This window comes from Pseudomonas sp. GD03862, assembly GCF_029840855.1.
GTDB lineage: Bacteria > Pseudomonadota > Gammaproteobacteria > Pseudomonadales > Pseudomonadaceae > Aquipseudomonas > Aquipseudomonas alloputida.
This window is the reverse complement of sequence record NZ_JAOCDI010000025.1, coordinates 1-23,108: the sequence shown is the minus strand read 5'-3', so window position 1 is coordinate 23,108 and position 23,108 is coordinate 1. Positions and strand designations below refer to the sequence as shown.

23 protein-coding genes and 6 tRNA genes are annotated in these 23,108 nt (G+C 62.9%); 18 read left to right on the top strand and 11 right to left on the bottom strand.

The annotated features are described in order from the left end of the window. Positions 1 to 19: 19 nt before the first annotated feature. Both N5D53_RS16875 and N5D53_RS16870 read right to left on the bottom strand, forming a co-directional pair. Positions 20 to 95 (bottom strand) — tRNA-Thr (locus N5D53_RS16875). Between the two features lie 71 nt (positions 96 to 166). Beyond that, complete coding sequence (locus N5D53_RS16870; protein ID WP_014589604.1) at positions 167 to 577, bottom strand: pilin; 411 nt, start codon at positions 575 to 577, stop codon at positions 167 to 169. Positions 578 to 793: 216 nt separating this feature from the next. Here N5D53_RS16870 and N5D53_RS16865 point away from each other — a divergent pair, with 216 nt between their 5' ends. Genes N5D53_RS16865 through yacG form a run of 4 tightly spaced genes read left to right on the top strand, consistent with a single transcriptional unit; the run spans position 794 to position 3,691 of the window. Next, positions 794 to 2,002, top strand: coding sequence for a type II secretion system F family protein (locus N5D53_RS16865; RefSeq protein WP_190869716.1), 1,209 nt, complete (start codon positions 794 to 796; stop codon positions 2,000 to 2,002). A 2-nt stretch (positions 2,003 to 2,004) separates the two neighbouring features. Continuing rightward, positions 2,005 to 2,871, top strand: a complete 867-nt coding sequence (locus tag N5D53_RS16860; protein ID WP_190869717.1) for an A24 family peptidase — start codon at positions 2,005 to 2,007, stop codon at positions 2,869 to 2,871. Then, entirely contained in the window at positions 2,871 to 3,494 is a 624-nt protein-coding gene (coaE, locus tag N5D53_RS16855) for a dephospho-CoA kinase (RefSeq protein ID WP_190869718.1), read from the top strand. Before N5D53_RS16860 ends, coaE begins: the two co-directional genes overlap by 1 nt. After that, positions 3,491 to 3,691 (top strand): DNA gyrase inhibitor YacG, encoded by a 201-nt coding sequence (yacG, locus tag N5D53_RS16850; RefSeq protein ID WP_010951889.1) that lies wholly within the window; start codon positions 3,491 to 3,493, stop codon positions 3,689 to 3,691. The genes coaE and yacG overlap by 4 nt, the downstream gene beginning before the upstream one ends. A gap of 193 nt (positions 3,692 to 3,884) precedes the next feature. On the opposite strand, the gene N5D53_RS16845 is transcribed toward yacG, so the two are convergent. Next, entirely contained in the window at positions 3,885 to 4,592 is a 708-nt protein-coding gene (locus N5D53_RS16845) for an energy-coupling factor ABC transporter permease (protein ID WP_020190540.1), read from the bottom strand. Between the two features lie 86 nt (positions 4,593 to 4,678). Between N5D53_RS16845 and N5D53_RS16840 the strand changes: the two genes are divergently transcribed. From N5D53_RS16840 to N5D53_RS16825, 4 genes are all read left to right on the top strand, one after another. Further along, on the top strand, positions 4,679 to 5,110 hold the full coding sequence (locus N5D53_RS16840) for a hypothetical protein (RefSeq protein WP_049588119.1): 432 nt from the start codon (positions 4,679 to 4,681) through the stop codon (positions 5,108 to 5,110). 55 nt (positions 5,111 to 5,165) lie between these two features. Beyond that, positions 5,166 to 5,795: a DUF1780 domain-containing protein gene (locus N5D53_RS16835; protein WP_003247546.1), complete on the top strand. Its 630-nt coding sequence runs from the start codon at positions 5,166 to 5,168 to the stop codon at positions 5,793 to 5,795. Between the two features lie 132 nt (positions 5,796 to 5,927). After that, positions 5,928 to 6,101, top strand: a complete 174-nt coding sequence (locus N5D53_RS16830; protein WP_008091951.1) for a DUF3094 domain-containing protein — start codon at positions 5,928 to 5,930, stop codon at positions 6,099 to 6,101. Between the two features lie 84 nt (positions 6,102 to 6,185). Further along, positions 6,186 to 7,481: an NAD(P)/FAD-dependent oxidoreductase gene (locus N5D53_RS16825; RefSeq protein ID WP_003247549.1), complete on the top strand. Its 1,296-nt coding sequence runs from the start codon at positions 6,186 to 6,188 to the stop codon at positions 7,479 to 7,481. A 184-nt stretch (positions 7,482 to 7,665) separates the two neighbouring features. Here N5D53_RS16825 and N5D53_RS16820 read toward each other — a convergent pair. From N5D53_RS16820 to rluD, 8 genes are all read right to left on the bottom strand, one after another. Then, positions 7,666 to 7,741 (bottom strand) — tRNA-Lys (locus tag N5D53_RS16820). 5 nt (positions 7,742 to 7,746) lie between these two features. Next, positions 7,747 to 7,823: transfer RNA gene (locus tag N5D53_RS16815), tRNA-Pro, on the bottom strand. 47 nt (positions 7,824 to 7,870) lie between these two features. Beyond that, positions 7,871 to 7,946, bottom strand: a tRNA-Lys gene (locus N5D53_RS16810). Between the two features lie 6 nt (positions 7,947 to 7,952). Beyond that, positions 7,953 to 8,029, bottom strand: a tRNA-Pro gene (locus tag N5D53_RS16805). A 4-nt stretch (positions 8,030 to 8,033) separates the two neighbouring features. Next, positions 8,034 to 8,109, bottom strand: a tRNA-Asn gene (locus N5D53_RS16800). Positions 8,110 to 8,471: 362 nt separating this feature from the next. Then, positions 8,472 to 11,036, bottom strand: coding sequence for an ATP-dependent chaperone ClpB (clpB, locus tag N5D53_RS16795; protein WP_190869719.1), 2,565 nt, complete (start codon positions 11,034 to 11,036; stop codon positions 8,472 to 8,474). A 249-nt stretch (positions 11,037 to 11,285) separates the two neighbouring features. Then, positions 11,286 to 12,026, bottom strand: coding sequence for a peptidoglycan editing factor PgeF (gene pgeF, locus N5D53_RS16790; RefSeq protein WP_135199178.1), 741 nt, complete (start codon positions 12,024 to 12,026; stop codon positions 11,286 to 11,288). Beyond that, entirely contained in the window at positions 12,023 to 12,985 is a 963-nt protein-coding gene (gene rluD / locus N5D53_RS16785) for a 23S rRNA pseudouridine(1911/1915/1917) synthase RluD (protein WP_003247554.1), read from the bottom strand. Before rluD ends, pgeF begins: the two co-directional genes overlap by 4 nt. 147 nt (positions 12,986 to 13,132) lie before the next feature. Between rluD and N5D53_RS16780 the strand changes: the two genes are divergently transcribed. From N5D53_RS16780 to N5D53_RS16735, 10 genes are all read left to right on the top strand, one after another. Next, positions 13,133 to 14,152: an outer membrane protein assembly factor BamD gene (locus N5D53_RS16780; protein ID WP_004577276.1), complete on the top strand. Its 1,020-nt coding sequence runs from the start codon at positions 13,133 to 13,135 to the stop codon at positions 14,150 to 14,152. A 92-nt stretch (positions 14,153 to 14,244) separates the two neighbouring features. Beyond that, a complete protein-coding gene (locus N5D53_RS16775; RefSeq protein ID WP_014589594.1) occupies positions 14,245 to 14,475 on the top strand; it encodes a PP0621 family protein in 231 nt (76 codons plus the stop codon). Positions 14,476 to 14,741: 266 nt separating this feature from the next. Beyond that, positions 14,742 to 15,506, top strand: a complete 765-nt coding sequence (locus N5D53_RS16770) for an FCD domain-containing protein (protein WP_003247561.1) — start codon at positions 14,742 to 14,744, stop codon at positions 15,504 to 15,506. 90 nt (positions 15,507 to 15,596) lie between these two features. Next, on the top strand, positions 15,597 to 16,799 hold the full coding sequence (locus tag N5D53_RS16765) for an ABC transporter substrate-binding protein (protein ID WP_119714179.1): 1,203 nt from the start codon (positions 15,597 to 15,599) through the stop codon (positions 16,797 to 16,799). A gap of 65 nt (positions 16,800 to 16,864) precedes the next feature. Beyond that, a complete protein-coding gene (locus N5D53_RS16760; RefSeq protein ID WP_003247565.1) occupies positions 16,865 to 17,725 on the top strand; it encodes a branched-chain amino acid ABC transporter permease in 861 nt (286 codons plus the stop codon). A 1-nt stretch (position 17,726) separates the two neighbouring features. Further along, complete coding sequence (locus tag N5D53_RS16755; protein ID WP_190869720.1) at positions 17,727 to 18,746, top strand: branched-chain amino acid ABC transporter permease; 1,020 nt, start codon at positions 17,727 to 17,729, stop codon at positions 18,744 to 18,746. After that, positions 18,746 to 19,498 (top strand): ABC transporter ATP-binding protein, encoded by a 753-nt coding sequence (locus N5D53_RS16750; RefSeq protein ID WP_010951882.1) that lies wholly within the window; start codon positions 18,746 to 18,748, stop codon positions 19,496 to 19,498. The genes N5D53_RS16755 and N5D53_RS16750 overlap by 1 nt, the downstream gene beginning before the upstream one ends. After that, positions 19,498 to 20,193 carry an ABC transporter ATP-binding protein gene (locus N5D53_RS16745; RefSeq protein ID WP_020192256.1) on the top strand — a complete coding sequence of 232 codons (696 nt, stop codon included), beginning with the start codon at positions 19,498 to 19,500 and terminating at the stop codon, positions 20,191 to 20,193. The genes N5D53_RS16750 and N5D53_RS16745 overlap by 1 nt, the downstream gene beginning before the upstream one ends. A 152-nt stretch (positions 20,194 to 20,345) precedes the next feature. Beyond that, the gene (locus N5D53_RS16740; protein ID WP_223843566.1) at positions 20,346 to 21,623 is read left to right on the top strand and encodes a Zn-dependent hydrolase; all 1,278 of its coding nucleotides are present in this window, start codon (positions 20,346 to 20,348) and stop codon (positions 21,621 to 21,623) included. Between the two features lies 1 nt (position 21,624). Beyond that, the gene (locus N5D53_RS16735) at positions 21,625 to 23,034 is read left to right on the top strand and encodes an amidase (protein WP_190869721.1); all 1,410 of its coding nucleotides are present in this window, start codon (positions 21,625 to 21,627) and stop codon (positions 23,032 to 23,034) included. Positions 23,035 to 23,108 lie beyond the last annotated feature (74 nt).

Sequence of the window (23,108 nt, the reverse complement as noted above, 5' to 3'; positions counted from 1 at the left end):
AATGCAGTGGAGTTGGATGTGGTGCCGGAGACAGGAATCGAACCTGCGACCTTCGCGTTACGAGTGCGCTGCTCTACCGACTGAGCTACACCGGCGTGTAGCGCAACGTACCACTGCTCACACCCGTAACGCAAACCCCTGTTTCCGCTGGTTTATTGCCCTGCCCTCAAGCCCCCTTGCACCCTTTGGGCGCCAGGTCTTCCTCGATGTCGGTCGTGCACGCCCAGCCGCTGGCCGAACGCGTCAGGATCAGGGCCTTGCCCAGCGCGTTTGCCGGCGCATCCACCAGGGTGCATACAATGCTGCCGCTGCCATCCGCGGCCTTGCCGCTCGCCGTGATCGCACAATGCGCGGTCGCCGGCTGGCCACCCAGGGCGGCTACATCCGCCACATCCTTTCCATCATTCAGCCGCAGATCCATCGCCGTCTTCAGCGCGCTGATCTCCAGCAACCCGGCCGCGGCCTTGGAGCGTGCCTGGTGGTTGGTGTACATCGGTAAGGCGATGGTCGCCAGAATGCCGATGATCGCGACGACGATCATCAGTTCGATCAGGGTGATACCGCGTTGCCCTTTCATGAACGTAGTTCCTTTTTGATTCGCTTACACATTGAGGTCAGTTGCGCCCCAACCGGCAGCGGCGCAGTAGGCCTGAACAGACACCTTTTGTCACCCCTGCCCGCACGGGCGTCATCTTCGCTGAACTACTCTAGTGAGCATCACGGACGCATGCCCTTGCATGGACGCGGCAAGCTGTTTCCAGGCTTGTCGCCGGGGCTGAACAAGGACCTTTGCATGACTTCATCTTCACTTCTCTACCGCTGGCACGGCACCGACGCCAACGGCGCGCCGGTCAGCGGCCAAACACCCGGGCGCAGCCCGGCTTATGTGCGCGCCGGGCTGATTCGCCAGGGCATCACGGTGGCGAGTTTGCGGCCGGCCAGCGGGCTGGCGTTCAGTTTGCCAAAGCGGCGCGAAAAGGCAGACCCGGCGGGGTTCAGCCGGCAGTTGGCGACGTTGCTCAAGGCCGGCGTGCCGCTGCTGCAGGCGTTCGAGGTGATGGGCCGCAGTGGTTGCGATGCGGCGCAGGCGGCGTTGCTGGAAAGATTGAAACAGGATGTGGCCTCGGGCCTGGGGTTGGCGGATGCGTTGCAGCGTCACCCGGCATGGTTCGATGCGCTGTATTGCAACCTGGTACGGGTGGGCGAGCAGTCCGGTACGCTCGACCGGCAGCTGGAGCAGTTGGCCGGCATGCTGGAACAGCGTCGGATGCTGCACAAGAAGGTGCGCAAGGCGATGATCTACCCGCTGCTGCTGTTGCTGACCGGGCTGGGGGTGTCGGCGATCTTGTTGCTGGAGGTGATTCCGAAATTCGAGAGCATGTTCTCGGGCATGGGCGCGGCGTTGCCGGCATTTACCCAATGGGTGATCAACTTGTCCACAGGGCTGAGCCGGTTTGCGCCGCTGCTGCTGGTGATGGGCTTGGTGCTGGGTGTTGCCGTGCGCCAGCTTTACCGGCAGCACGCGCCAGCGCGCCTGTGGATATCTGGGCGGGTGCTGGGCTTGCCCGTGTTTGGCAAGTTGCTGGGGCAGGCCGCGCTGGCGCGGTTTGCGCGCAGCCTGGCAACGTCCTACGGCGCCGGGGTGCCGTTGCTGGATGCGCTGGGGACGGTGGCGCGGGTAACGGGTGGCGACCTGCACGAACAGGCGGTGTTGCGGCTGCGCCAAGGCATGGCCAATGGACAAGGGCTGAATCAGGCGATGGCCGGTGAACCGCTGTTTCCCCCCTTGCTGGTGCAGTTGACGGCCATCGGTGAATCCAGCGGCACGCTGGACCAGATGCTGGAAAAAGCCGCCAGCCATTACGAGGAACAGGTCAGCCAGGCGCTGGACCAGTTGACCAGCCTGCTGGAGCCGGCCATCGTGCTGATCCTGGGCTTGCTGGTGGGTGGCCTGGTGGTGGCGATGTACCTGCCGATCTTCCAGTTGGGTAGTTTGATCTGAACATGACTTTATGGACTTTTCTGGCTGAACAGCCAGCGTATTTCCTCACCCTTGCCACGGTGCTCGGCCTGCTGGTGGGCAGCTTTATCAACGTGCTGGTGTATCGCCTGCCGATCATGCTGGAGCGGCAATGGCAGCGTGAGGCGCAAGAGGTATTGGGGCTGCCGACCACGCAGCACCCGCGTTTCGACCTGTGCCTGCCCGCCTCCCGGTGCCCACACTGCGCGCACCGGATTCGTGCGTGGGAGAACATTCCAGTCATCAGCTACCTGGCCTTGGGCGGGCGCTGTTCGTCCTGCAAAAACCGCATCAGCCTGCGTTACCCGGTAGTGGAAGTGGCCAGCGCGCTGCTGTCGCTTGTAGTGGCCTGGCGCTTCGGCGCTTCGGTAGAGGCGTTGGTGGCTCTGCCGCTGACCTGGTGCCTGCTGGCGCTGAGCCTGATCGATGCGGACCACCAGCTGCTGCCGGATGTGCTGGTGCTGCCGACCATGTGGCTAGGGCTGATCGTCAATGCCTTTGGTATCCATGTGGCCCTGGCCGACGCACTGTGGGGCGCAGTGGCCGGGTATCTCAGCCTGTGGACTGTGTACTGGGTGTTCAGGCTGGTTACCGGCAAGGAAGGCATGGGCTATGGCGATTTCAAGCTGATGGCGCTGATCGGGGCGTGGGGGGGTTGGCAGGTGCTGCCGTTGACGCTGCTGTTGTCGTCGGTAGTCGGGGCGCTTGTTGGCCTGTGCCTGCTGCGTTTTCGCCGGCATGCCTTGGGCACGGCAATCCCGTTTGGCCCTTATCTGGCAATTGCGGGGTGGATTGCCGTGCTCTGGGGTGATGAAATATACGCCTCATACATGCAACTGCTTGGATACTGATGACCACTGCGGCCTTTACCCCCTGGATTCTCGGCCTGACCGGCGGCATTGGTAGCGGCAAAAGTGCCGCTGCCGAGCGCTTTGTCGAGCTTGGCGTGCACTTGGTCGATGCCGACCAGGCGGCGCGCTGGGTTGTCGAACCTGGCCGCCCGGCCTTGGCCAGCATCGTCGAGCGCTTCGGCCCGGCCGTGCTGCAGGGCGACGGCCAGCTCGATCGCGCCGCCCTGCGCCAGCTGATTTTCGCCGACCCGGCGCAACGCAAATGGCTGGAACAACTACTGCACCCGCTGATCGGTCAGGAGATTTTCAGCTATCTGGCTAAGGCGCAGTCGCCTTATGCAGTCTATGTGTCGCCGCTGCTGATCGAATCGGGCCAGCACCACAAGACCCAACGTGTGCTGGTGATCGATGCGCCGCAGGACCTGCAAATAGCCCGAACCCTGGCGCGGGACAACACCAGTGCAGAGCACGTGCAGGCCATTTTGCAGGCGCAGTTGGGCCGTGAGGATCGCCTGCGCCATGCCGATGATGTGGTAGTCAACGACGGCGGCCTGGCCGCGCTGCATGAGCAGATTGACCGCCTGCACCACTTTTACCTGACTTTGAAAGGAGGCCAGCCATGAGCCAGCCATTGACCGTCGATTGCCCAACTTGCGGCGCGCCTGTGGAATGGAGCGAAAAAAACGCGTTCCGGCCGTTTTGTTCGGACCGTTGCAAACTGATCGACCTGGGCGCCTGGGCGGCTGAGGAGCACAAGATTGCGGGGTCGGAAGAGTCCGAAGATGAGCTGTATTCGGGGGACCTGGAGCCGCGGCATTGAGCTGATCCACAAATACAACGCGGGCCCACAACCCGCGCGGTACCTGTGGGAGCGGGCAAGCCCGCGAAGCAGGCGCCGCAGTGGATGGCACGGGCTTCGCCCGTGTTCGCGGGCAAGCCCGCTCCCACAGTGTGAGTGCAACCGCTGAGTGCTGTGCATTACCCCCGAAGAGGCCGGCACAGCCACCACACATTCACCGCTCATCTTCCTTCCACGGCGCCTGCAGGTACCGCGTCCGGTTGAAGGTTTCCAGCCACTCGGGGCAAAACACCACCAGCGCACTGATCACCATGCCGTTGATGAACGCCTCGGGGAACATCATCAGCCACAGGTAGCCAACAAAGTCGCTGAGCCACTCCGGCAGGGCAAAACGCCCGTCCAGCCACAACACGCCTAGCGCTGCGGGGACGCAAATCAGCACAGTCAGCGCTGCCGGAAAAAAACCCGAACAAAAGATGTAAACAAACAGGTTTCGGGGCTGGGCACGCTCCACCAATAGCGCGCACACCTCGGTAATCAGCACCGGCAAGCCAACCAGCAACAAACCATTCACCCCCAGCGCCGCCAGGTCCTGACGCCCCAGCGCCAGCAAGCCGAGCTGGGCCATGAACCCACCCAGCACCGCCAGCGGCCAGTCCAGCAACAGGGTGACCGCCGTCATGCCAATAAAGTGGTACGACACCCCGGTATCAAAGTCGCGCCGCACCAGCCACAGCGCAAACAGGCAGAACACCGTGCCAAACAGCAAATGCTGGCGGCGCCGGTCGGTAAACAGTTCCACCCAGCGAACCCGGCTGACCGCCCAGATCAGCAACGGCACATAACCCAGCCAGCCAAGGGTAAGGGTGGTGCCGGATAACACCTGCGCGCTGATCACCTGAACAATACCCTTTGCGGCCATGTGGATAAAACCGAGTCTACACCCATTCTCCCATTCCTTCGGCTGCGGTAGGCTGACGCTTCCATTTGATGCAGGAAGCATTGGTCATGCTGGAAGGAACCAACCCCGCCCTGCTACTGGCAGCGGCACTCAACGCCATCATCGGCGTAATTCACCTGGCCATCATCGCCGTGGGGCCGCGTTGGTACCGTTTGTTCGGGGCCGGTGAGCGCATGGCGGTGGCCGCCGAGAAGGGCCGCTGCTACCCGGCGCTGATCACCGCTGCCATCGCCTGCGTGTTGCTCGCCTGGTCGGCCTATGCGCTGTCGGCTGCCGGGGCGATCGGGCGGCTGCCCTTGCTGCTGCCAGTCATTTGCCTGATCACCCTGGTGTACTTGCTACGCGGCCTGCTGGGGCCAGTATTGCTGGCGGGCACCGGGCGTTCGCAGCGTTTTATCGTGGTCAGCTCGCTGATCTGCCTGGGCTTTGGCGTGGTGCATCTGGTCGGGCTGGTGCAGCAGTGGCCGGTGCTGGGCTGATTCTCACGCTTAAACAGCATCTTACCGTCATCGATTAGCGGCTAAGCTTGTCTGCATGGATGACTCAGACTACCTGCGCCTGCTTACCATCCAGGCCGAACAAGCCAATGCCTTTCTCTCCAACGCCCGTAAGTGGGAGCGGGAGCGTTGGGTGTGCCAGCGCCTGTTGCAGGGGCTGAACATTCCCTACCGCAGCGAGGACTTCACTCCGGCGGGGCAGGAGCCACCAGACGTGCTGTTCCGCGACGCCGCCTTCGAGGTGTTTTTCGTGCTCGACGAGGGCCGCCGGCTGAACGATGAATGGCGCGAGGAGCTGCAGCGGCGGCGCAGTGCGTTTTCCCTGGCGCAGCTGGTACGCCGCGAAGCACGCCCACGGCGCATCAGTGCCACCGAACTGCTCGGGCGCCTGGCGCCCACCTTGCGCAAGAAGGCGCACAATTACCGGGAACGCGGGCTGGAGCTGAACGAGCTGGACATCATCGCGTTCTCCAGCCTCAAGCGCGAAGTGCTCGACCTCAACACCCACTTCCCGCCGCCTACCGAATACCTGCGCCAGGGCTGGCGTTCGTTGTCGCTGGTTGGGCCAACCTTTGCCCGGGTACTGTTTGCCCACCCCGATGCGCCGGATTTCCTGCGCGGCAACCTGGGCCGCAGTATCGTCTTCGACGTAGGCATCAGTCTTTGATCCAGTGCAGCGACTGTTTGCGATGGCGTACACTCGGCGCCAGGGATAGAAAGCATTATCATTTGTTTCAAGCGCCTGCGCGAACGCTGTAGCGTTTGCGCAGTCACAAACGTCTACCTGACGAGGCCCACTATGACCAGCCGCCTGAACCCGGAAGATCAGCGTCGTGTCGATGAGTATCTGCGAGCCCCCCAGCACCAAGTCGAGCGCAGGCCCTTCCGGCCGTGGCTGCTCCTTGTGCTGGTGCTGGCCGTGACCATCGGGTTGGGTCTCATCAGCCGCCTGCTGAGTGGACTGGTGCTATGAGCTGCTTCGCGCTCGCCCTCCCCTCATGCAGTTTGCGGCCGGCCCCCAGGGCCACGAATTCCGTAAACCTTATGAGATATTCCCATGACTCATCGCATCGTGATTGTCGGCGGCGGCGCCGGCGGCCTGGAACTGGCGACCCGCCTGGGTAAAAGCCTGGGCAAGCGCAAGCAGGCCGAAATCACCCTGGTCGACACCAACCTCACGCACATCTGGAAGCCACTGCTGCACGAAGTGGCCGCCGGCTCGCTGAACTCCTCGGAAGACGAACTGAACTACGTGGCTCAGGCCAAGTGGAACCACTTCAATTTCCAGCTGGGGCGCATGAGCGGCCTGGACCGTGAAGGCAAGCAGATTCAACTGGCTGCCACCCTCGACGAAGAGGGCCGCGAGCTTCTGCCTGCGCGCACCCTGGGCTACGACACCCTGGTGATCGCCGTGGGCTCCAACACCAACGACTTCGGCACCCTGGGCGCAGCGCAGCACTGCCTGTTCCTGGATACCCGCAAGCAGGCCGAGCGTTTCCACCAGCAACTGCTCAACCACTACCTGCGTGCCCACGCCGGCGACGTGGCCAGCGAGAAAATCAGCGTAGCCATTGTCGGCGCCGGTGCCACCGGTGTAGAGCTGGCGGCCGAGCTGCACCACGCTGCCCACGAGCTGGCGGCCTATGGCCTGGACCGCATCCAGCCCAAGGACATGCACATCACCCTTATCGAGGCGGGCCCGCGCGTTCTGCCGGCGCTGCCGGAGCGCATCAGCGTACCGGTTCACAAAACCCTGGAAAAACTCGGGGTGAAGGTGATGACCAACGCCGCAGTCAGTGAAGTGACCGAGGACGGCCTGAAAACCAAGGACGGTGAAGTGATCCAGGCCAGCCTGAAAGTGTGGGCAGCCGGTATCCGGGCGCCAGGTTTCCTCAAGGACATCGATGGCCTGGAAACCAACCGCATTAACCAGTTGGTGGTGCGCCCCACCCTGCAAACCACCCGCGACGACAACATCTTCGCCTTCGGTGACTGCGCCGCCTGCCCGCAACCTGGCAGCGACCGCAACGTGCCGCCGCGTGCACAGGCGGCGCACCAGCAGGCTTCGATGCTGGCGCAAAGCCTGAAGGCGCGCCTGGAGAACAAGGCCCTGCCGACGTACGAGTACAAGGACTATGGCTCGCTGGTGTCGCTGTCGCGCTTCTCGGCGGTGGGCAACCTGATGGGTAACCTGATGGGCAGCGTGAAGCTGGAAGGCTGGCTGGCGCGGATGTTCTATGTGTCGCTGTACCGCATGCACCAGATGGCGCTGTACGGGTTCTTCCGCACGGCGTTGATGATGCTGGGCAGCAAGATTGGCCGGGGTACCGAGCCGCGCCTGAAGCTGCACTAACAGGCGCCCCATGCCCTGTAGGAGCGGGTTTACCCGCGAATGCGGCAGTGCAGCCACCATCGCATTCGCGGGTGAACCCGCTCCTACAAAGGGGCGGTGTGGCAAACAGGTGGGATTTGCACCGATGGGCGCATTTTTCGAGGCAAAAGAAAAAGGGCATCTCATGCGAGATGCCCTTTGTTCATGGTGGGTCGTGTAGGATTCGAACCTACGACCAATTGGTTAAAAGCCAACTGCTCTACCAACTGAGCTAACGACCCAAAAATGGTCGGGGTGAGGGGATTCGAACTCCTGACATCCTGCTCCCAAAGCAGGCGCGCTACCGGACTGCGCTACACCCCGAGTGTTTCAAAAAAAAGGGCATCTCTTTGGAGATGCCCTTTTCTACATGGTGGGTCGTGTAGGATTCGAACCTACGACCAATTGGTTAAAAGCCAACTGCTCTACCAACTGAGCTAACGACCCGGAAAATGGTCGGGGTGAGGGGATTCGAACTCCTGACATCCTGCTCCCAAAGCAGGCGCGCTACCGGACTGCGCTACACCCCGAGATTGGCTCCGCGACCTGGACTCGAACCAGGGACCCAATGATTAACAGTCATTTGCTCTACCGACTGAGCTATCGCGGAACTGAACTTCGGTACAACTCCGAAGACTGTGTTCGCTTCGGACTCTTTAGCTTCTTCGCTTTCGCGTTGTCGCTGCTGAGGCCGGCTATTCTACATTCTTCGTTTTGCTTGTCAACCACTTTTTTTCATTCAACTTACTGATTTGTAAGTTGTTTTGCGATTACCTATGTTGCTGGTGATTCGCTTAGTGCCTGACAACGCGGCGTATATTAGGGGCACTCTAAATTTGATGCAAGCAAAAATTTCAAAAATTTCAGGCGGTTACCCCGGGTTGGCGCAAAGGCCCGAAATAGCTGGGCTGTGCCGGCATTGGCAACAGGCAAAAAAAGCCCCGCAAACGCGGGGCTCATGGTGCAACACAATCAGCCAAAGACGATTTCGTCGCCTTCCACCTTGGCGGTGATCGCCGTACCGGGCAGGAACTTGCCGGCCAGAATCAGCTGCGCCAGCGGGTTCTCGATCCAGCGCTGGATCGCACGCTTCAGCGGCCGCGCGCCGTACACCGGGTCGTAACCCACGGCAATCAGCTTGTCCAACGCCTCTGGGCTCAGGCTCAGCGACAGTTCGCGCTCCAGCAGGCGACTGCGCAGGCGGCCCAGCTGGATTTCGGTAATACCGGCAATCTGCTCGCGGCCCAAAGGCTCGAACACCACCACTTCGTCGATGCGGTTGATGAACTCGGGGCGGAAGTGCGCCCCCACCGCATCCATCACCGCCGCACGCTGTGCCTCGCGGTCACCCACCAGTTCCTGAATCTGCGCCGAGCCCAGGTTGGAGGTCATCACGATCACGGTGTTGCGGAAGTCCACAGTGCGCCCGTGGCTGTCGGTCAGGCGGCCGTCTTCCAGCACCTGCAACAGCACGTTGAACACATCCGGGTGGGCTTTTTCCACCTCGTCCAGCAGCACCACCGAGTAAGGCTTGCGCCGCACGGCCTCGGTCAGGTAACCGCCCTCTTCATACCCTACATAGCCTGGTGGTGCACCGATCAGGCGCGCTACGGAATGCTTCTCCATGAATTCGGACATGTCGATGCGCACCATCGCCTCTTCGGTATCGAACAGGAACTCGGCCAGCGCCTTGCACAGTTCGGTCTTGCCCACACCGGTCGGGCCGAGGAACAGGAACGAACCACTTGGCCGGTTCGGGTCGGACAGCCCGGCACGCGAGCGGCGCACGGCGTTGGCTACGGCGGTTACCGCCTCGCCCTGGCCAATCACGCGCTGGTGCAGCAGCTCTTCCATTTTCAGCAGCTTCTCACGCTCGCCTTCGAGCATCTTGGCCACAGGAATGCCGGTCCACTTCGACACCACTTCGGCAATTTCTTCCTCGGTGACCTTGTTGCGCAGCAACTGGTTGTCGGTCTTGCCGTGCTGGTCGACCATCTGCAGGCTGCGCTCCAGGTCCGGGATCACCCCGTACTGCAGTTCGGCCATGCGGTTCAGGTCGCCTTTGCGACGGGCGGCTTCCAGCTCCTGGCGAGACTGCTCAATCTTTTGCTGGATCTGCGCCGAGCCCTGCACTTCAGCTTTCTCCGAAGCCCAGATTTCTTCCAGGTCGGAATACTCACGCTCCAGCCGCTCGATTTCTTCGGTCAGCTTCTCCAGGCGTTTTTTCGCCGCTTCGTCTTCTTCTTTCTTCAGCGCCTGCGACTCCACCTTCAGCTGGATCAGGCGGCGATCAAGGCGGTCGAGCACTTCCGGCTTGGAGTCAATCTCCATGCGGATGCGGCTGGCCGCTTCGTCGATCAGGTCAATGGCCTTGTCCGGCAGCTGGCGGTCGGTGATGTAGCGGTGGCTGAGCTTGGCCGCAGCGATGATTGCACCGTCGGTGATGGCCACCTTGTGGTGCACTTCATAGCGCTCTTTCAGGCCACGCAGGATGGCGATGGTGTCTTCCTCGCTCGGCTCCTCGACCAGCACCTTCTGGAAACGGCGCTCCAGGGCGGCGTCCTTTTCGATGAACTGGCGGTACTCGTTCAGCGTGGTGGCACCTACGCAATGCAGCTCGCCGCGGGCCAGGGCCGGCTTGAGCATGTTGCCGGCGTCCATGGCGCCCTCGCCTTTGCCGGCGCCGACCATGGTGTGCAGTTCGTCGATGAACAGGATGATCTGGCCTTCCTGCTTGGACAGCTCGTTCAGCAGGCTTTTCAAGCGCTCTTCGAACTCACCGCGGTACTTGGCACCGGCAATCAACGCGCCCATGTCCAGCGCCAGCAGGCGCTTGCCTTTGAGGCCGTCAGGCACTTCACCATTGATGATGCGCTGGGCCAGGCCTTCGGCGATGGCGGTTTTACCCACGCCAGGCTCACCAATAAGCACTGGGTTGTTCTTGGTACGGCGTTGCAGCACCTGCACGGTACGGCGGATTTCATCGTCACGGCCAATGACCGGGTCCAGCTTGCCCTCTTCGGCACGCTTGGTCAGGTCGACGGTGTATTTGTCCAGCGCCTGGCGCGATTCCTCGGCGTTGGCGTCATTCACTGCCGCGCCGCCACGCAGGTTGTTGATGGCATTTTCCAGCGCTTTCTTGCTCACGCCCTGGCTCAGCAGCAGCTTGCCGAGCTTGCTGTTTTCGTCCATGGCGGCCAACAGCACCAGCTCGCTGGAAATGAACTGGTCGCCCTTCTGCTGTGCCAGGCGGTCTGCCTGGTTAAGCAGGCGTGCCAAGTCCTGCGACATGTTCACGTCGCCGGTAGGGTTCTGTATTTTTGGCAGTTGGTCGAGCTCTTTCACCAGCCCTTGGCGCAGGCCATTGATGTCGAAGCCTACCTGCATCAGCAGCGGTTTGATGGAGCCGCCCTGCTGTTCGAGCAGCGCCTGTAACAGGTGCACGGGCTCGATGGCAGGGTGGTCCATGCCAACGGCCAAAGACTGGGCATCGGATATTGCAAGTTGCAGCTTGCTGGTTAAACGGTCTATTCGCATGGTGTACCTTCCTTTAAAGGGCAGGTCGGAGCGATGGACAGCGCCTGTTTATAAAGAAACCTGCCTGAGATGACTTTATAGATAAGGCTGATTCTGGAAGATTCAAGCGTAGCGGGGTTGACCAAAGTCAAGCTGTTGGATTAACGGGGGCCATTCGCGGGCATGCTCGCCCCCACAGGTACACCACCAGTTTCAACGTTTGCGGAATCTCTGTGGGAGCGGGCGTGCCTGCGAAGAGGCCGGTACAGGCTAGCGCGGGTCCAGCCAGACCAGCGATGCGAAGCGCCCACCCTGCGGGGTACGGCGATAGGAGAAGAACCGCGCATCACTGACCGTGCACAAGCCACCGCCATAAACAGCAGTCACGCCACGGGCAGCCAGGCGAATACGCGCCAGCTCATAGATATCCGCCAACAGCTTGCCTGGCCGTTCGCCGTCGACGAATGCCCGAGCTGCTTGCGGGTGCACGGCGGTAAAGGCATCACGCACTTCCAGCCCCACTTCGAACGCTTGTGGGCCGATGGCAGGCCCCAACCACACCAGCACCTCTTCTGGCGGCAGCGCCAGCCGGTCCAGCGTGGCTTCCAGCACGCCACCCGCCAGCCCGCGCCAGCCAGCATGTGCCGCCGCCACGCGGGTGCCCGCGCGGTCGCAGAACAGCGCAGGCAGGCAATCGGCGGTCATCACGGTGCAGGCAATGCCAGGCTGGCGGGTCCAGCTGGCATCGGCCTCGGCCACCACCGCCGGGTCGGCATCCGCCACCACCCGCCCATGCACCTGCTTGAGCCAGGCCGGTTGGATGGCGAACTGTTCGCTCAGGCGGCGGCGGTTCTCGGCGACCGCGGCAGGGTCATCCCCAACATGGTCGCCGAGGTTGAAGGTTTCATAGGGCGGCAAGCTGACGCCGCCCTGACGGGTGGTGACACAGGCGCGCACCGAAGCCGGGGCCGGCCAGTCGGGGAACAGCAACGCCTGCGTCAGGTCACTCATCCGATGAAGCTCTCGCGGTCCTGGTTCAGCAGCGACAGCAACCAGACGAAGTCATCCGGCAGTGGCGATTCCCACTTCATGACTTCACCGGTAATCGGGTGGGCCAAGGCGAGGAAACGCGCATGCAGCGCCTGGCGCGGGAAGGTCTTGACCGCCTCGACCATGGTCGGGCTGGCAGCGGGCGGAATACGGAAGCGCCCGCCGTACGTCTGGTCGCCAACCAGCGGGAAACCCACATGGGCCATGTGCACGCGAATCTGGTGGGTACGGCCGGTTTCCAGCTTGACCCGCACATGGGTGTGCGAGCGGAAGCGCTTGAGTACGCGGTAGTGGCTGACCGCCGGCTTGCCGCCGTCGGTTACAGCCATGCGCTGGCGCATGCCGCCGTGACGGCCGATGGGCGCGTCGATCTTGCCACCGGCAGTCACCACGCCAATCACGATGCACTCGTAGATGCGGCTGACCTTGCGGGCCTGCATCTGCTCGACCAGCTTGGTCTGCGCCTGCAGGGTCTTGGCCACCACCATCAGGCCGGTGGTGTCCTTGTCCAGGCGGTGCACGATACCGGCGCGCGGCACGTTGACGATGTCTGGCACATGGTGCAGCAGCGCGTTGAGCAGGGTGCCGCTGGCATGCCCGGCCGCCGGGTGCACAACCAGCCCGGCAGGCTTGTTGATCACCAGGATGTGGTCGTCTTCGTAGACGATATCCAGTTCGATATCTTCTGCGATCCACTCGCCCTGGGCCTCTTGTTCGGCCTCCAGGGCAAGCAGAGAGCCACCATGAACAAGGTCTCGAGGGCGCACGACTGCACCATCGACCGTCAGGCGGCCCTCTTTGATCCACGAAGTTAGCCGCGAACGCGAGTACTCGGCGAACAATTGGGCGGCGACCTGGTCGAGGCGTTGGCCGCCCAGTTCGGACGGTACCTCTGCGCTAAGTTGAATGATCTCGGACATGCTCGATTCGGCGGGCGCACAGCCTTTGGTTTCGGCTGCGAGCTTGTGGTTAAATACGGCTTCTTTTGTCCCGGGGTTGGCCGGGGCGCTCATCATAACAGGACGGCACCGCCCAAGACAGCGGCCGTCAAAGGGACGCAAGCCGCCATGCGAGTGAAACACCTGCTGCTGATCGCCATCCTCGGGCTTACCGCGGCCTGTTCCTCTAATAAAGAGGTCATTGACGAGAACCTCAGCGAGGCCGAACTGTACCAGCAGGCCCAGGCTGATCTGGACAACTCCAGCTACACCAGCGCCGTGAACAAGCTCAAGGCCCTGGAGTCGCGCTACCCGTTCGGCCGCTATGCCGATCAGGCGCAGCTCGAGCTGATCTACGCCAACTACAAGAATTCTGAGCCCGAGGCCGCCAAGTCGGCCGCCGAGCGCTTTATCCGCCTGCACCCGCAGCACCCGAACGTCGATTACGCCTACTACCTCAAGGGCCTGACCTCGTTCGACCAGGACCGTGGCCTGCTGGCGCGCTTCCTGCCGCTGGACATGACCAAGCGTGACCCGGGCGCCGCCCGCGACTCGTACAACGAGTTCGCCCAGCTGACCAGCCGCTTCCCCAACAGCCGCTACGCGCCAGACGCCAAGCAGCGCATGATCTACCTGCGCAACCTGCTGGCTTCGTACGAAATCCACGTGGCCGACTACTACCTGAGCCGCCAGGCTTATGTAGCGGCTGCCAACCGTGGCCGCTACGTGGTCGAAAACTTCCAGGAAACCCCGTCTGTCGGTGACGGCCTGGCGGTGATGGTCGAGTCGTACCAGAAGCTGCACCTGGACGAACTGGCCGCCACGAGCCTGGAAACCCTCAAGCTCAACTACCCGGACCACCCGAGCCTGGTCGATGGCGAGTTCCAGCCCAAGCAGACCGAGTCTGACGGCCGCGGCTGGCTGTCCAAGGCCACCTTGGGCCTGATCGAAACCGATACCCCGCTGCCGCCAGGCGAAACCCGCGCCAACCAGGACGTGGTCAAGCAGTTCCAGGACGCGCGCGACGAGATGCCGCGAGAGCTGCTGCCTAAAGACGAGAACGGCGACCCGATCGTGCCGGAAGGCCCGAAAGAAGCCGAGAAAGACCGTTCCTGGTTCAGCTACATGACCTTTGGTCTGTTCGACTGACCCACAGCGGTAAATGAAAGGGAGGCCAGGCCTCCCTTTTTTTATGGCCGCGTCCTAGACTGTCGGCTTCTTCAACCGACAAGCTGGACATCATGGTTCGCCTACTTTTCTGGATCGCCCTGATCGCCGCCGCGTTCTGGCTGTGGCGCAAATACAAAGTCAGCCAGCAGTCGCACCCCGAGGCGAAGCTGGATGCGCCGCTGAAGATGGTGCGCTGTGCCCATTGCGGCGTGCACCTGCCCAACGACCGGGCGCTGCAGCAGGGCAATGAGTGGTATTGCAGCCAGGCCCACCTGCAGCAGGGCCCTGGCCACCAAGGCTGAACACGATGTCTGTTCAATCCTGAAACCAATTCGAAATCTGTGGGAGCGGGCTTGCCCGCGAAGCAGGCACCACGGTGTATGGCACCGGCTTCGCCGGTGTTCGCGGGCACGCCCGCTCCCACAGTTTTTATCTGCAATTTCGTGTTCCACATATCCCTCCCCGACCCTTTCACACCATTTACGACCCCTCCCCCCCGCCAGCATTGACCCGTCCGGCCAAAATTCGCTAAATCCTATTTATCCGCATAAATATGAAAAATAGCGAAATGCTCAAACCCAAACGCAAGCGCCAGAAGCTGTCCGATGTGATCGTCGAATCAGTCAAGCGCTCGATCGTCACCGAAGCGCTGCACCCCGGCGACCGCCTGCCTACCGAGCGTGAGCTGATGGAGCATTTCGAATGCTCCAAGGGCACCGCCCGCGAAGCCCTCAAGGCGCTCGAAGTCGAAGGCCTGGTCAGCACCCGCACCGGCCCGACCGGGGGCGCCTACCTGAACGAAGTGGGCACCGAGCCAGCCAGCCGCGCGCTGCGCAACTACCTGCATTTCCAGCACCTGGACGGCGAACAGGTGTACCAGCTGCGCAAAGTCATCGAGGTAGAACTGGCGGTGTCGGTGATGGGCAAGCTGAGCGAGGCCGATTATGCCGCGCTGCAGGCCAACATCGACTTCTGCAGCGCGCCGGAAGACAGCGAAGAAGGCCAGCGTGAGCAGCGCTTGGCGGAGCTTGAATTCCACACCCTGCTGGCCGACCGCTGCCCCAACCCGTTGCTGCGTTTCATGGCGGTGTTCCTCAACGACCTGCTGCGCGACCTGGTGGTGCTGAAAAAGGCCTACCTGCCCAAGCGCCAGCAGTTCGCCGCCGCCAACATCGACTACCACAAGCAACTGCTGACCGCCTTGCGCGCCAGCGACGAACCCGCCGTACGCCGGCTGATGCACGAACACATGTGCGACGCCGAGCACCACATGACCGCGCTGGAAGGCGAGGTTGCCCGCAACTTCCTGCTGGAGTTCGATCACCACCACTGATGCGCCTGTAAAGAGGCCTGCACACAGGCCCGGCCGTACCCGCTTTGTCATTGCCACTCCTGCCTAATAACCACAAACAAGGAGTTACTCATGCAAAGACGTACCCTGCTCAAGGCAGGCCTTGCCCTAGGTGCCTTAGGTAGCCTCCCCTTGGGGGCACACCGGGCATTTGCCGACCAACCGCTGACCTTCTATGGGCTCAAGTCCATGTCGGGGGCCTTCGCCAGCTACGGCAAGTACGCCGACATGGGCTCGCGCCTGGCCATCGCCGAGCACCCACAGTTGCTCGGCCACCCGCTCAAGTACAAAGTCATCGACACCGAAGGCAACGCCGGCAAGGCGGTGCGCAAGGTGCAGGAAGCCATCGGCCAGGATGGCGCACGCTTCTTCCAGGGGTGCACCCTGTCGTCTTCGGCACTGGCGGTGTCCAAGGAAATCCACAAAGCCGGCGGCGTGTTCATGACGCCTGTGGGCGCCGATGAAATCACCGGCAAGGACTGCAATGCCTCAACCTTCCGCTGGTCGGTGCCCACCTATGGTGCCATCCGCGAAACCCTGGTGCCGATGAGCCGCCAGCTGCCCCAGGCCAAGCGCTGGTACACCATCACCCCGCAATACGTATTCGGCGATGCCCTGCTGGACAACGCCCGCAAAGTGTTCGCCGAGCTCGGCGTGGAACACATCGGCAACAGCTACCACTCGTTGCAGGAGCAGGAGTTCTCCGGCTACCTGACCAACGCCATCGCCGCCAAGCCCGACGTGCTGGTGCTGCTCAACTTCGGTAGCCAGGCCTCCAACGCCCTGCGCCAGGCGGTCAACTTCGGCATCAAGGACCGCATGAAAGTGCTGATGGTGTGGTCTGCCGGCCTCGACCAGTTCCAGGAGCTGGGCAGCGACGTGCTCGAGGGCGTGTACCTGGGTGCGCAGTACTGGCACCAGGTCGACACCCCGCTGAACAAACAGTTGGTCGCCGCCACCCGCAAGGCCTATGGCATCAACCCCAACTATCCGCTGGCCGCCGACTACATCGGCACCAAGGTGATGCTCGAAGCCATCGTCAAGGCCGGCAGCCTGGACGGGGCCGCCGTGTCTGCGGCATTGCAGGGCATGCGCTTCCAGGGCCCGACCGGCGAAGAAATGATCCGCCCGGGTGACCACCAGGTGCTCAAGGATTACTACCTGCTGCGCGGCAAGCCCCAAGGGCAGATGCGCGACGAGGACGACCTGGCCGAAGTCATCAGTTCGGGCCGCTCGTTCGTCGAGGTCGATCACACCGGTTGCGCCCTGGCCTGAAGCTGCGGCGTTAGTCACAAACACTTGTACAGGCAGCCGCCCGGCGCGCTGTCGAGGGCACGCTCATGCTCGATTTGTACCTGTTCCAACTGCTCAACGGCCTGGGCCTGGGGATGATCTACTTCCTCATCGCCGTGGGCCTGACGATCATTTTCGGCCTGCTCAACTTCGTCAACTTCGCCCACGGCGCGTTTTTCTTGCTGGGCGCCTACCTGTGCTACACCGCCGTGGCCGTCACCGGCAACTTCTGGCTGGCGCTGCTGATCGCGCCACTGGTGGTGGCCGCGCTGGCCTGGGCGGTCGAGCGCCTGTTGATCAAACGCATCTACCACCTGCCGCACACCTTCCAGATCCTCGTCACCCTCGGCATCGCGCTGATCATCCAGGAAGCGTCGGTGCTGATCTGGGGCCCGGTGGGCAAGAACATTGCCGTGCCACCCGAACTGCGTGGGGTGCTGATACTCGGCGACTTCATCTACCCCTACTACCGCTTGTTCCTGATCGGCTTCGCAGCGCTGATCGGTATTGGCCTGTGGCTGCTGCTGGAACGCACCCGTTTCGGCGCACTGGTGCGGGCCGGTAGCGAAAGCACCGAAACCGTGTCGCTGTTGGGCACCAACATTTTCCGCCTGTTCTCCCTGACATTCGCCCTGGGCGTGGGCCTGGCAGGTGTGGCGGGTGTGCTGTTTGCGCCGCTACGGGGCGCCCAGCCCTTCGTCGGCCCGGAAATCCTCGGCATTGCCTTCGTGGTGGTGGTGATTGGCGGCATGGGGTCGTTCGGCGGGGCGCTGGTTGGCGGCCTGCTGGTGGGTGTGGTGCAAAGCATGATGACCAGTCTCTGGCCGCAAGGCGCCAGCCTGATGATCTACGGCGCCATGGCAGCAGTGATTCTGGTCCGTCCCTACGGCCTGTTCGGGAGAGCCTGAGATGAGCGAGAAAAACCCATTGCCAGTCGCCAAGGGCCGCGCCCCGGCGCTGCTGTCGCTGGTAGTTGCCAGCCTGGTGGCGCTGCCGCTGTTGCTGCCCTCGGCCACCCTGGCCACCGAGATCCTGATCTTTGCCATGGCCGCACTGGCCTGCAACCTGCTGCTCGGCTACACCGGACTGCTGTCGTTCGGCCAGGGCATCTTCTTTGGCGTGGGCGCCTATGGCGCAGCGCTGCTGATGATCCACCTGCAGTGGGGCATGTTCGCCGCGCTGCTTGGCGCAGCTGTGTTCGGCGCCCTCCTCGCGCTGCTGGTGGGCGCACTGGCGATCCGTCGCACGGGCATCTACTTCGTCATGCTGACCCTGGCCTTCAGCCAGATGGCCTACTTCCTGGCCTATACCCTCAGCGGCTGGACCGGCGGTGACAATGGCCTGCTTGATGTGCCACGGCCGAATATCGAAATCGCCGGCCATGTGGTGGTCGACCTGGCCGATCCGCGGCACTTCTATGTGTTCGTCGCGGTGCTGTTCCTGTTGATCTTCGCCGCAGCCCTGCGGGTGATCCGTTCGCCATTCGGCAGCACCCTGCTGGCTATCCGCGAGAACGAGACCCGCGCCGCCGCCATCGGCTACGACACCCGCCATTTCAAGATACTTGTGTTCATGCTGTCGGGCGCCATCACCGGCATCGCCGGGGCGCTGTACGCCATGCTGCTGCACTTTGCGCCGCTGTCGAACATCGACCTGATGATGAGCGAGAACATCCTGATCATGACCATCGTCGGCGGCACCGGCTCACTGTTCGGCTCGCTGCTGGGGGCCGGCGCCATCGTGCTGCTGGGTGACGTGCTGTCGGAGCTTTGGCCACGCTGGCTGATGCTGCTGGGGGTGATCCTGATTCTGGTGGTGGTGTTCATGCGTGGCGGCCTGTGGGGCGGCCTGACCGAACTGGGCAAGCGCCTGCTGGCCACGCGCAATGCCGATGACAAACCCCAGGCCAAGACCAAGGAGACCCTGTGATGAGCGACTACCTCCTGGAAACCCGCCACCTGGAGCTGGCCTACGGGCCGTTCAAGGCGGTCGCCGGTGTTGACCTTAAAGTGCGCGCCGGCACCATCCACACCATCATCGGCCCCAACGGCGCCGGCAAGACCAGCCTGTTCCACTGCCTGACCGGCGAGCGTCAGGCCACGGCCGGCAAGATCCTGTTCAATGGCCAGGACATCATTCGCAAGCCGTCCCACGGGCGCGTGGCGCTTGGCATGGCGCGCTCGTTTCAGCTCACCAGCCTGTTCCAGAACCTTTCAGTGCGCGAGAACCTGCGCCTGGCCGCCCAGGGCCGTGATGGCCTGGGCGCGCTGAACTTCTGGCGCAGTGTCGAGCACAAGCGCAGCCACTGGAACACCGCCGACCAGGTGCTGGAGCGCCTGAAACTGAGCGCCCGTGCCGAAACCCTGGCGGGCGAGCTGTCGCACGGCCAGCAAAGAGTGCTGGAAGTGGGCATGTCGATCTGCGCCAAGCCCACCCTGCTGATGCTCGACGAACCCACTTCAGGCATGGGCATCGACGACATCCCGGTGATGACCGACCTGATCAGCGACCTTGGCCGCGACCATACCGTGTTACTGATCGAGCACAACATGAGCATTGTCATGTCGATCAGCCAGCGCATCACGGTGATGAGTCACGGCCAGATCCTGGTCGAGGGTACCCCTGAACAGGTGCGCAACGACGAGCGCGTACGCACCGCCTACCTTGGAGAGGCCGCCTGATGCTCAACGTCGATTCGATCCATTCCTACTACGACAAGAGCCATGTGCTCGAAGGTGTCTCGCTCAAGGTCGAGGCAGGCGAACTGGTAACGCTGCTGGGGCGCAACGGCGCAGGCAAGACCACCACCTTGCGCAGCATCCTTGGCATCGTCCGCCCACGACAGGGGCAGATCAGCTTCAACGGCCAGCAGTTGGTCGGCCGCGAAATTTTCGATATCGCCCGGCTCGGCATTGCTCTGGTGCCGGAACACCGCGGCATTTTCCGCCAGCTCAGCGTGGAGGAGAACCTGAAGATTGCCGTGCGCAAGGCCAGCCGCTGGCAGCTGGAGGACGTCTACAGCATGTTCCCGCGCCTGAAGGAGCGGCGCCGCAACGGTGGTTTCGCCCTGTCCGGTGGCGAGCAGCAAATGTTGGCCATCGCCCGCGCCCTGCTCAACGGCCCCAGGCTGCTGATCCTCGACGAACCCACCGAGGGCCTGGCCCCGGTGATTGTCGATGAACTGGTGAAGATCCTGCGACGGATCAAGGACGAAGGGCTGTCGATCCTGCTGGTAGAGCAGAACCTGATGGTCTGCGATGCCCTTGCTGATCGCCACTATGTGCTGGAGCAGGGCCGCGTCGCTTACCAGGGCAGTGCGGCGCAGTTCCGCGAGGACCCGAGCATCAAGAACCGTTACCTGGCCCTTAGCGCCTGACCCGACCGTGCTTACCTGTACCGGCCCTTTCGCGGGCAAACCCGCGCCTACAAAGGTGTCACCACCCTCAGCCCTGCGAGGCCTTTGTAGGAGCGGGTTCACCCGCGAATAGGCCGGTACAAGCAACCCAGAAATTTCAGGAGAGATGAACCATGAACACCCGCATCGATCCCTCGCAGCACCTGCTCGGCCAAGGCCCTCTGATCAACCGCGAGCGCCTGTGGCAATCATTGATGGACCTGGCGCAACTCGGCGCCACCGCCAAGGGCGGCGTATGCCGCCTGGCCCTGACCGACCTCGACCGCCAGGCGCGCGACCTGTTCGTGCGCTGGTGCGAAGAAGCCGGCTGCACCGTCAGCATCGACGCCATCGGCAACATCTTCGCCCGCCGCCCCGGCCGCAACCCTGCCCTGGCACCGGTTATGACCGGCAGCCACATCGACACCCAACCCACCGGCGGCAAGTTCGATGGCTGCTACGGCGTCATGGCCGGCCTCGAAGTGATGCGCACGCTCAACGACCTGCACCTGACCACCGAAGCCCCGCTGGAAGTGGTGGTATGGACCAACGAAGAAGGTTCGCGCTTCCCGCCCTGCATGATGGGCTCGGGCGTGTTTGCCGGTAAGTTCGGCCTGCAGGAAACCCTGGACAAGGTCGATGACCAAGGTCTGTCGGTCGGCGCTGAATTGCAGCGCATCGGCTACGCCGGCCCACGCGTGCCTACCGGGCATGCCGTGGGCGCCTACTTCGAAGCACATATCGAACAAGGCCCGGTGCTGGAAGACCAACGCACCACCATCGGCGTGGTCCAGGGCTGCCTGGGGCAAAAATGGTTCGACCTGACCCTTACCGGCGTCGAGGCGCATGCAGGCCCCACACCCATGCACCTGCGCAAGGACGCATTGGTCGGCGCAGCTGAGGTGGTGGCTGCGGTCAACCGCGTCGCTCACGCGCACCAACCACATGCCTGCGGCACGGTCGGCTGCCTGACCCTGCATCCAGGTTCGCGCAACGTTATCCCCGGCCAGGTACACATGACCATCGACCTGCGCCACCTCGACCCTGGGCACCTCGACGCCATGGTCAGCGAAGTGCGCGCAGCCATCGAAACCAGCACGGCGAAACATGGCCTGAGCTATCAGCTGACCCCGACAGCCGACTTCCCGCCACTGTACTTCGCCGAGCAGTGTGTGGATGCCGTGCGCCAGGGGGCGCGTGCGCTGGGCCTGAGCCACATGGATATCGTCAGCGGCGCCGGTCACGATGCGATCTTCCTCGCCGAACTGGGCCCGGCCGGGATGATCTTCGTGCCATGCGAAGGCGGCATCAGCCACAACGAAATCGAAAATGCCGCGCCCCAGGACCTGGCCGATGGTTGCGACGTCCTGTTGCGCGCCATGTTCCAGGCCGCCAACCCGGGAGCCCGTTGAAATGACCCAGAAAACCGCGATTGGCGAACTCACCGCCGTCGAACTGCTCGAACTGTACCAGCGCCGCCAGTTGTCACCCGTCGAGGTGGTCGAAGATGTGCTGGCGCGCATCGACCTGCATAACCCGGCGGTCAACGCCTTCTGCCATGTCGACGGCGAAGGCGCCCGCGCCGCCGCCCGCGCCAGCGAACAGCGCTGGCAGCGCGGCGAGCCCTGTGGCCGACTGGATGGCGTACCCGCCTCGATCAAGGACCTGACCCTGACCCGCGGCATGCCTACCCGCAAGGGCTCGCGTACTACCTCGGGTGCCGGGCCGTGGGAAACCGATGCGCCCTTCAGTGCCTTCATGCGTGAAGCCGGTGCAGTGCTGGTGGGCAAGACCACCACGCCAGAGTTCGGCTGGAAAGGCGTGACCGACAACCCGCTGTACGGCATTACCCGCAACCCGTGGGATACCAGGCTGACTGCCGGTGGTTCGTCTGGTGGTGCTGCGGCAGCCGCCGCGCTGAACCTGGGGGTGCTGCATCAGGGCAGCGATGCCGGTGGTTCGATTCGCATCCCTTGCGCCTTCACCGGCACCTTCGGCATCAAACCGACCTTCGGCTATGTGCCGCAATGGCCGGCCAGCGCCATGACCGTGCTATCGCACCTGGGGCCGATGACGCGTACCGTGGACGATTCGGTGCTGATGCTCGACTGCGTAGCGCGCCCCGATGCCCGCGACGGTTTGGCCGGCGCACCCCGGCAGGCGCCGTGGCTCAGCCAGCAGCAAGATCTGAGCGGCCTACGCATCGCCTACAGCGCCAACTTCGGTTACGTGCAAGTCGCCCCACAGATCCAGGCACTGGTGGCGCAAGCGGTGCAGCGTCTGGCGCGGCTGGGTGCGCAGGTAGAGGAAGTGGACCCGGGCTTCAGCGACCCGCTGGAAACCTTCAATACCCTGTGGTTTGCCGGCGCGGCGCGGTTGGCCAGTGCCTTGAGCGATGAGCAGAGAGCGTTGCTTGACCCGGGGCTGCGCTGGATTGCCGAACAAGGCGCACAGATCAGCCTTGGCGAATACACCCAGGCGCTAGAGGCACGGGCAGAATTGATTGCGAAGATGAATGCCTTTCATCAGCGATATGACGTGCTGGTATCGCCGATGCTGCCGTTGGTGGCGTTCGAAGCCGGACACAACGTGCCGCCTGGGTCGGGGATGGCGCAATGGATGGAGTGGACGCCGTTCAGCTATCCGTTCAACCTGACCCAACAGCCGGCGGCCTCGGTACCCTGCGGGTTCACCCGCGAGGGGTTGCCGGTGGGCCTGCAGGTGGTGGCCGGGCGCTTTGCCGATGAGCAAGTGCTGCGGGTGTGCAAGGTGTATGAGCAGCATTATCCGACCCGGCACCTGCAAGCACCGATTACTGGCTGAAATCTGTGTTGGTTTCTGCGGCCCTTTCGCGGGTGAACCCGCTCCTACACGCACCGATTACTGGCTGTAATTTG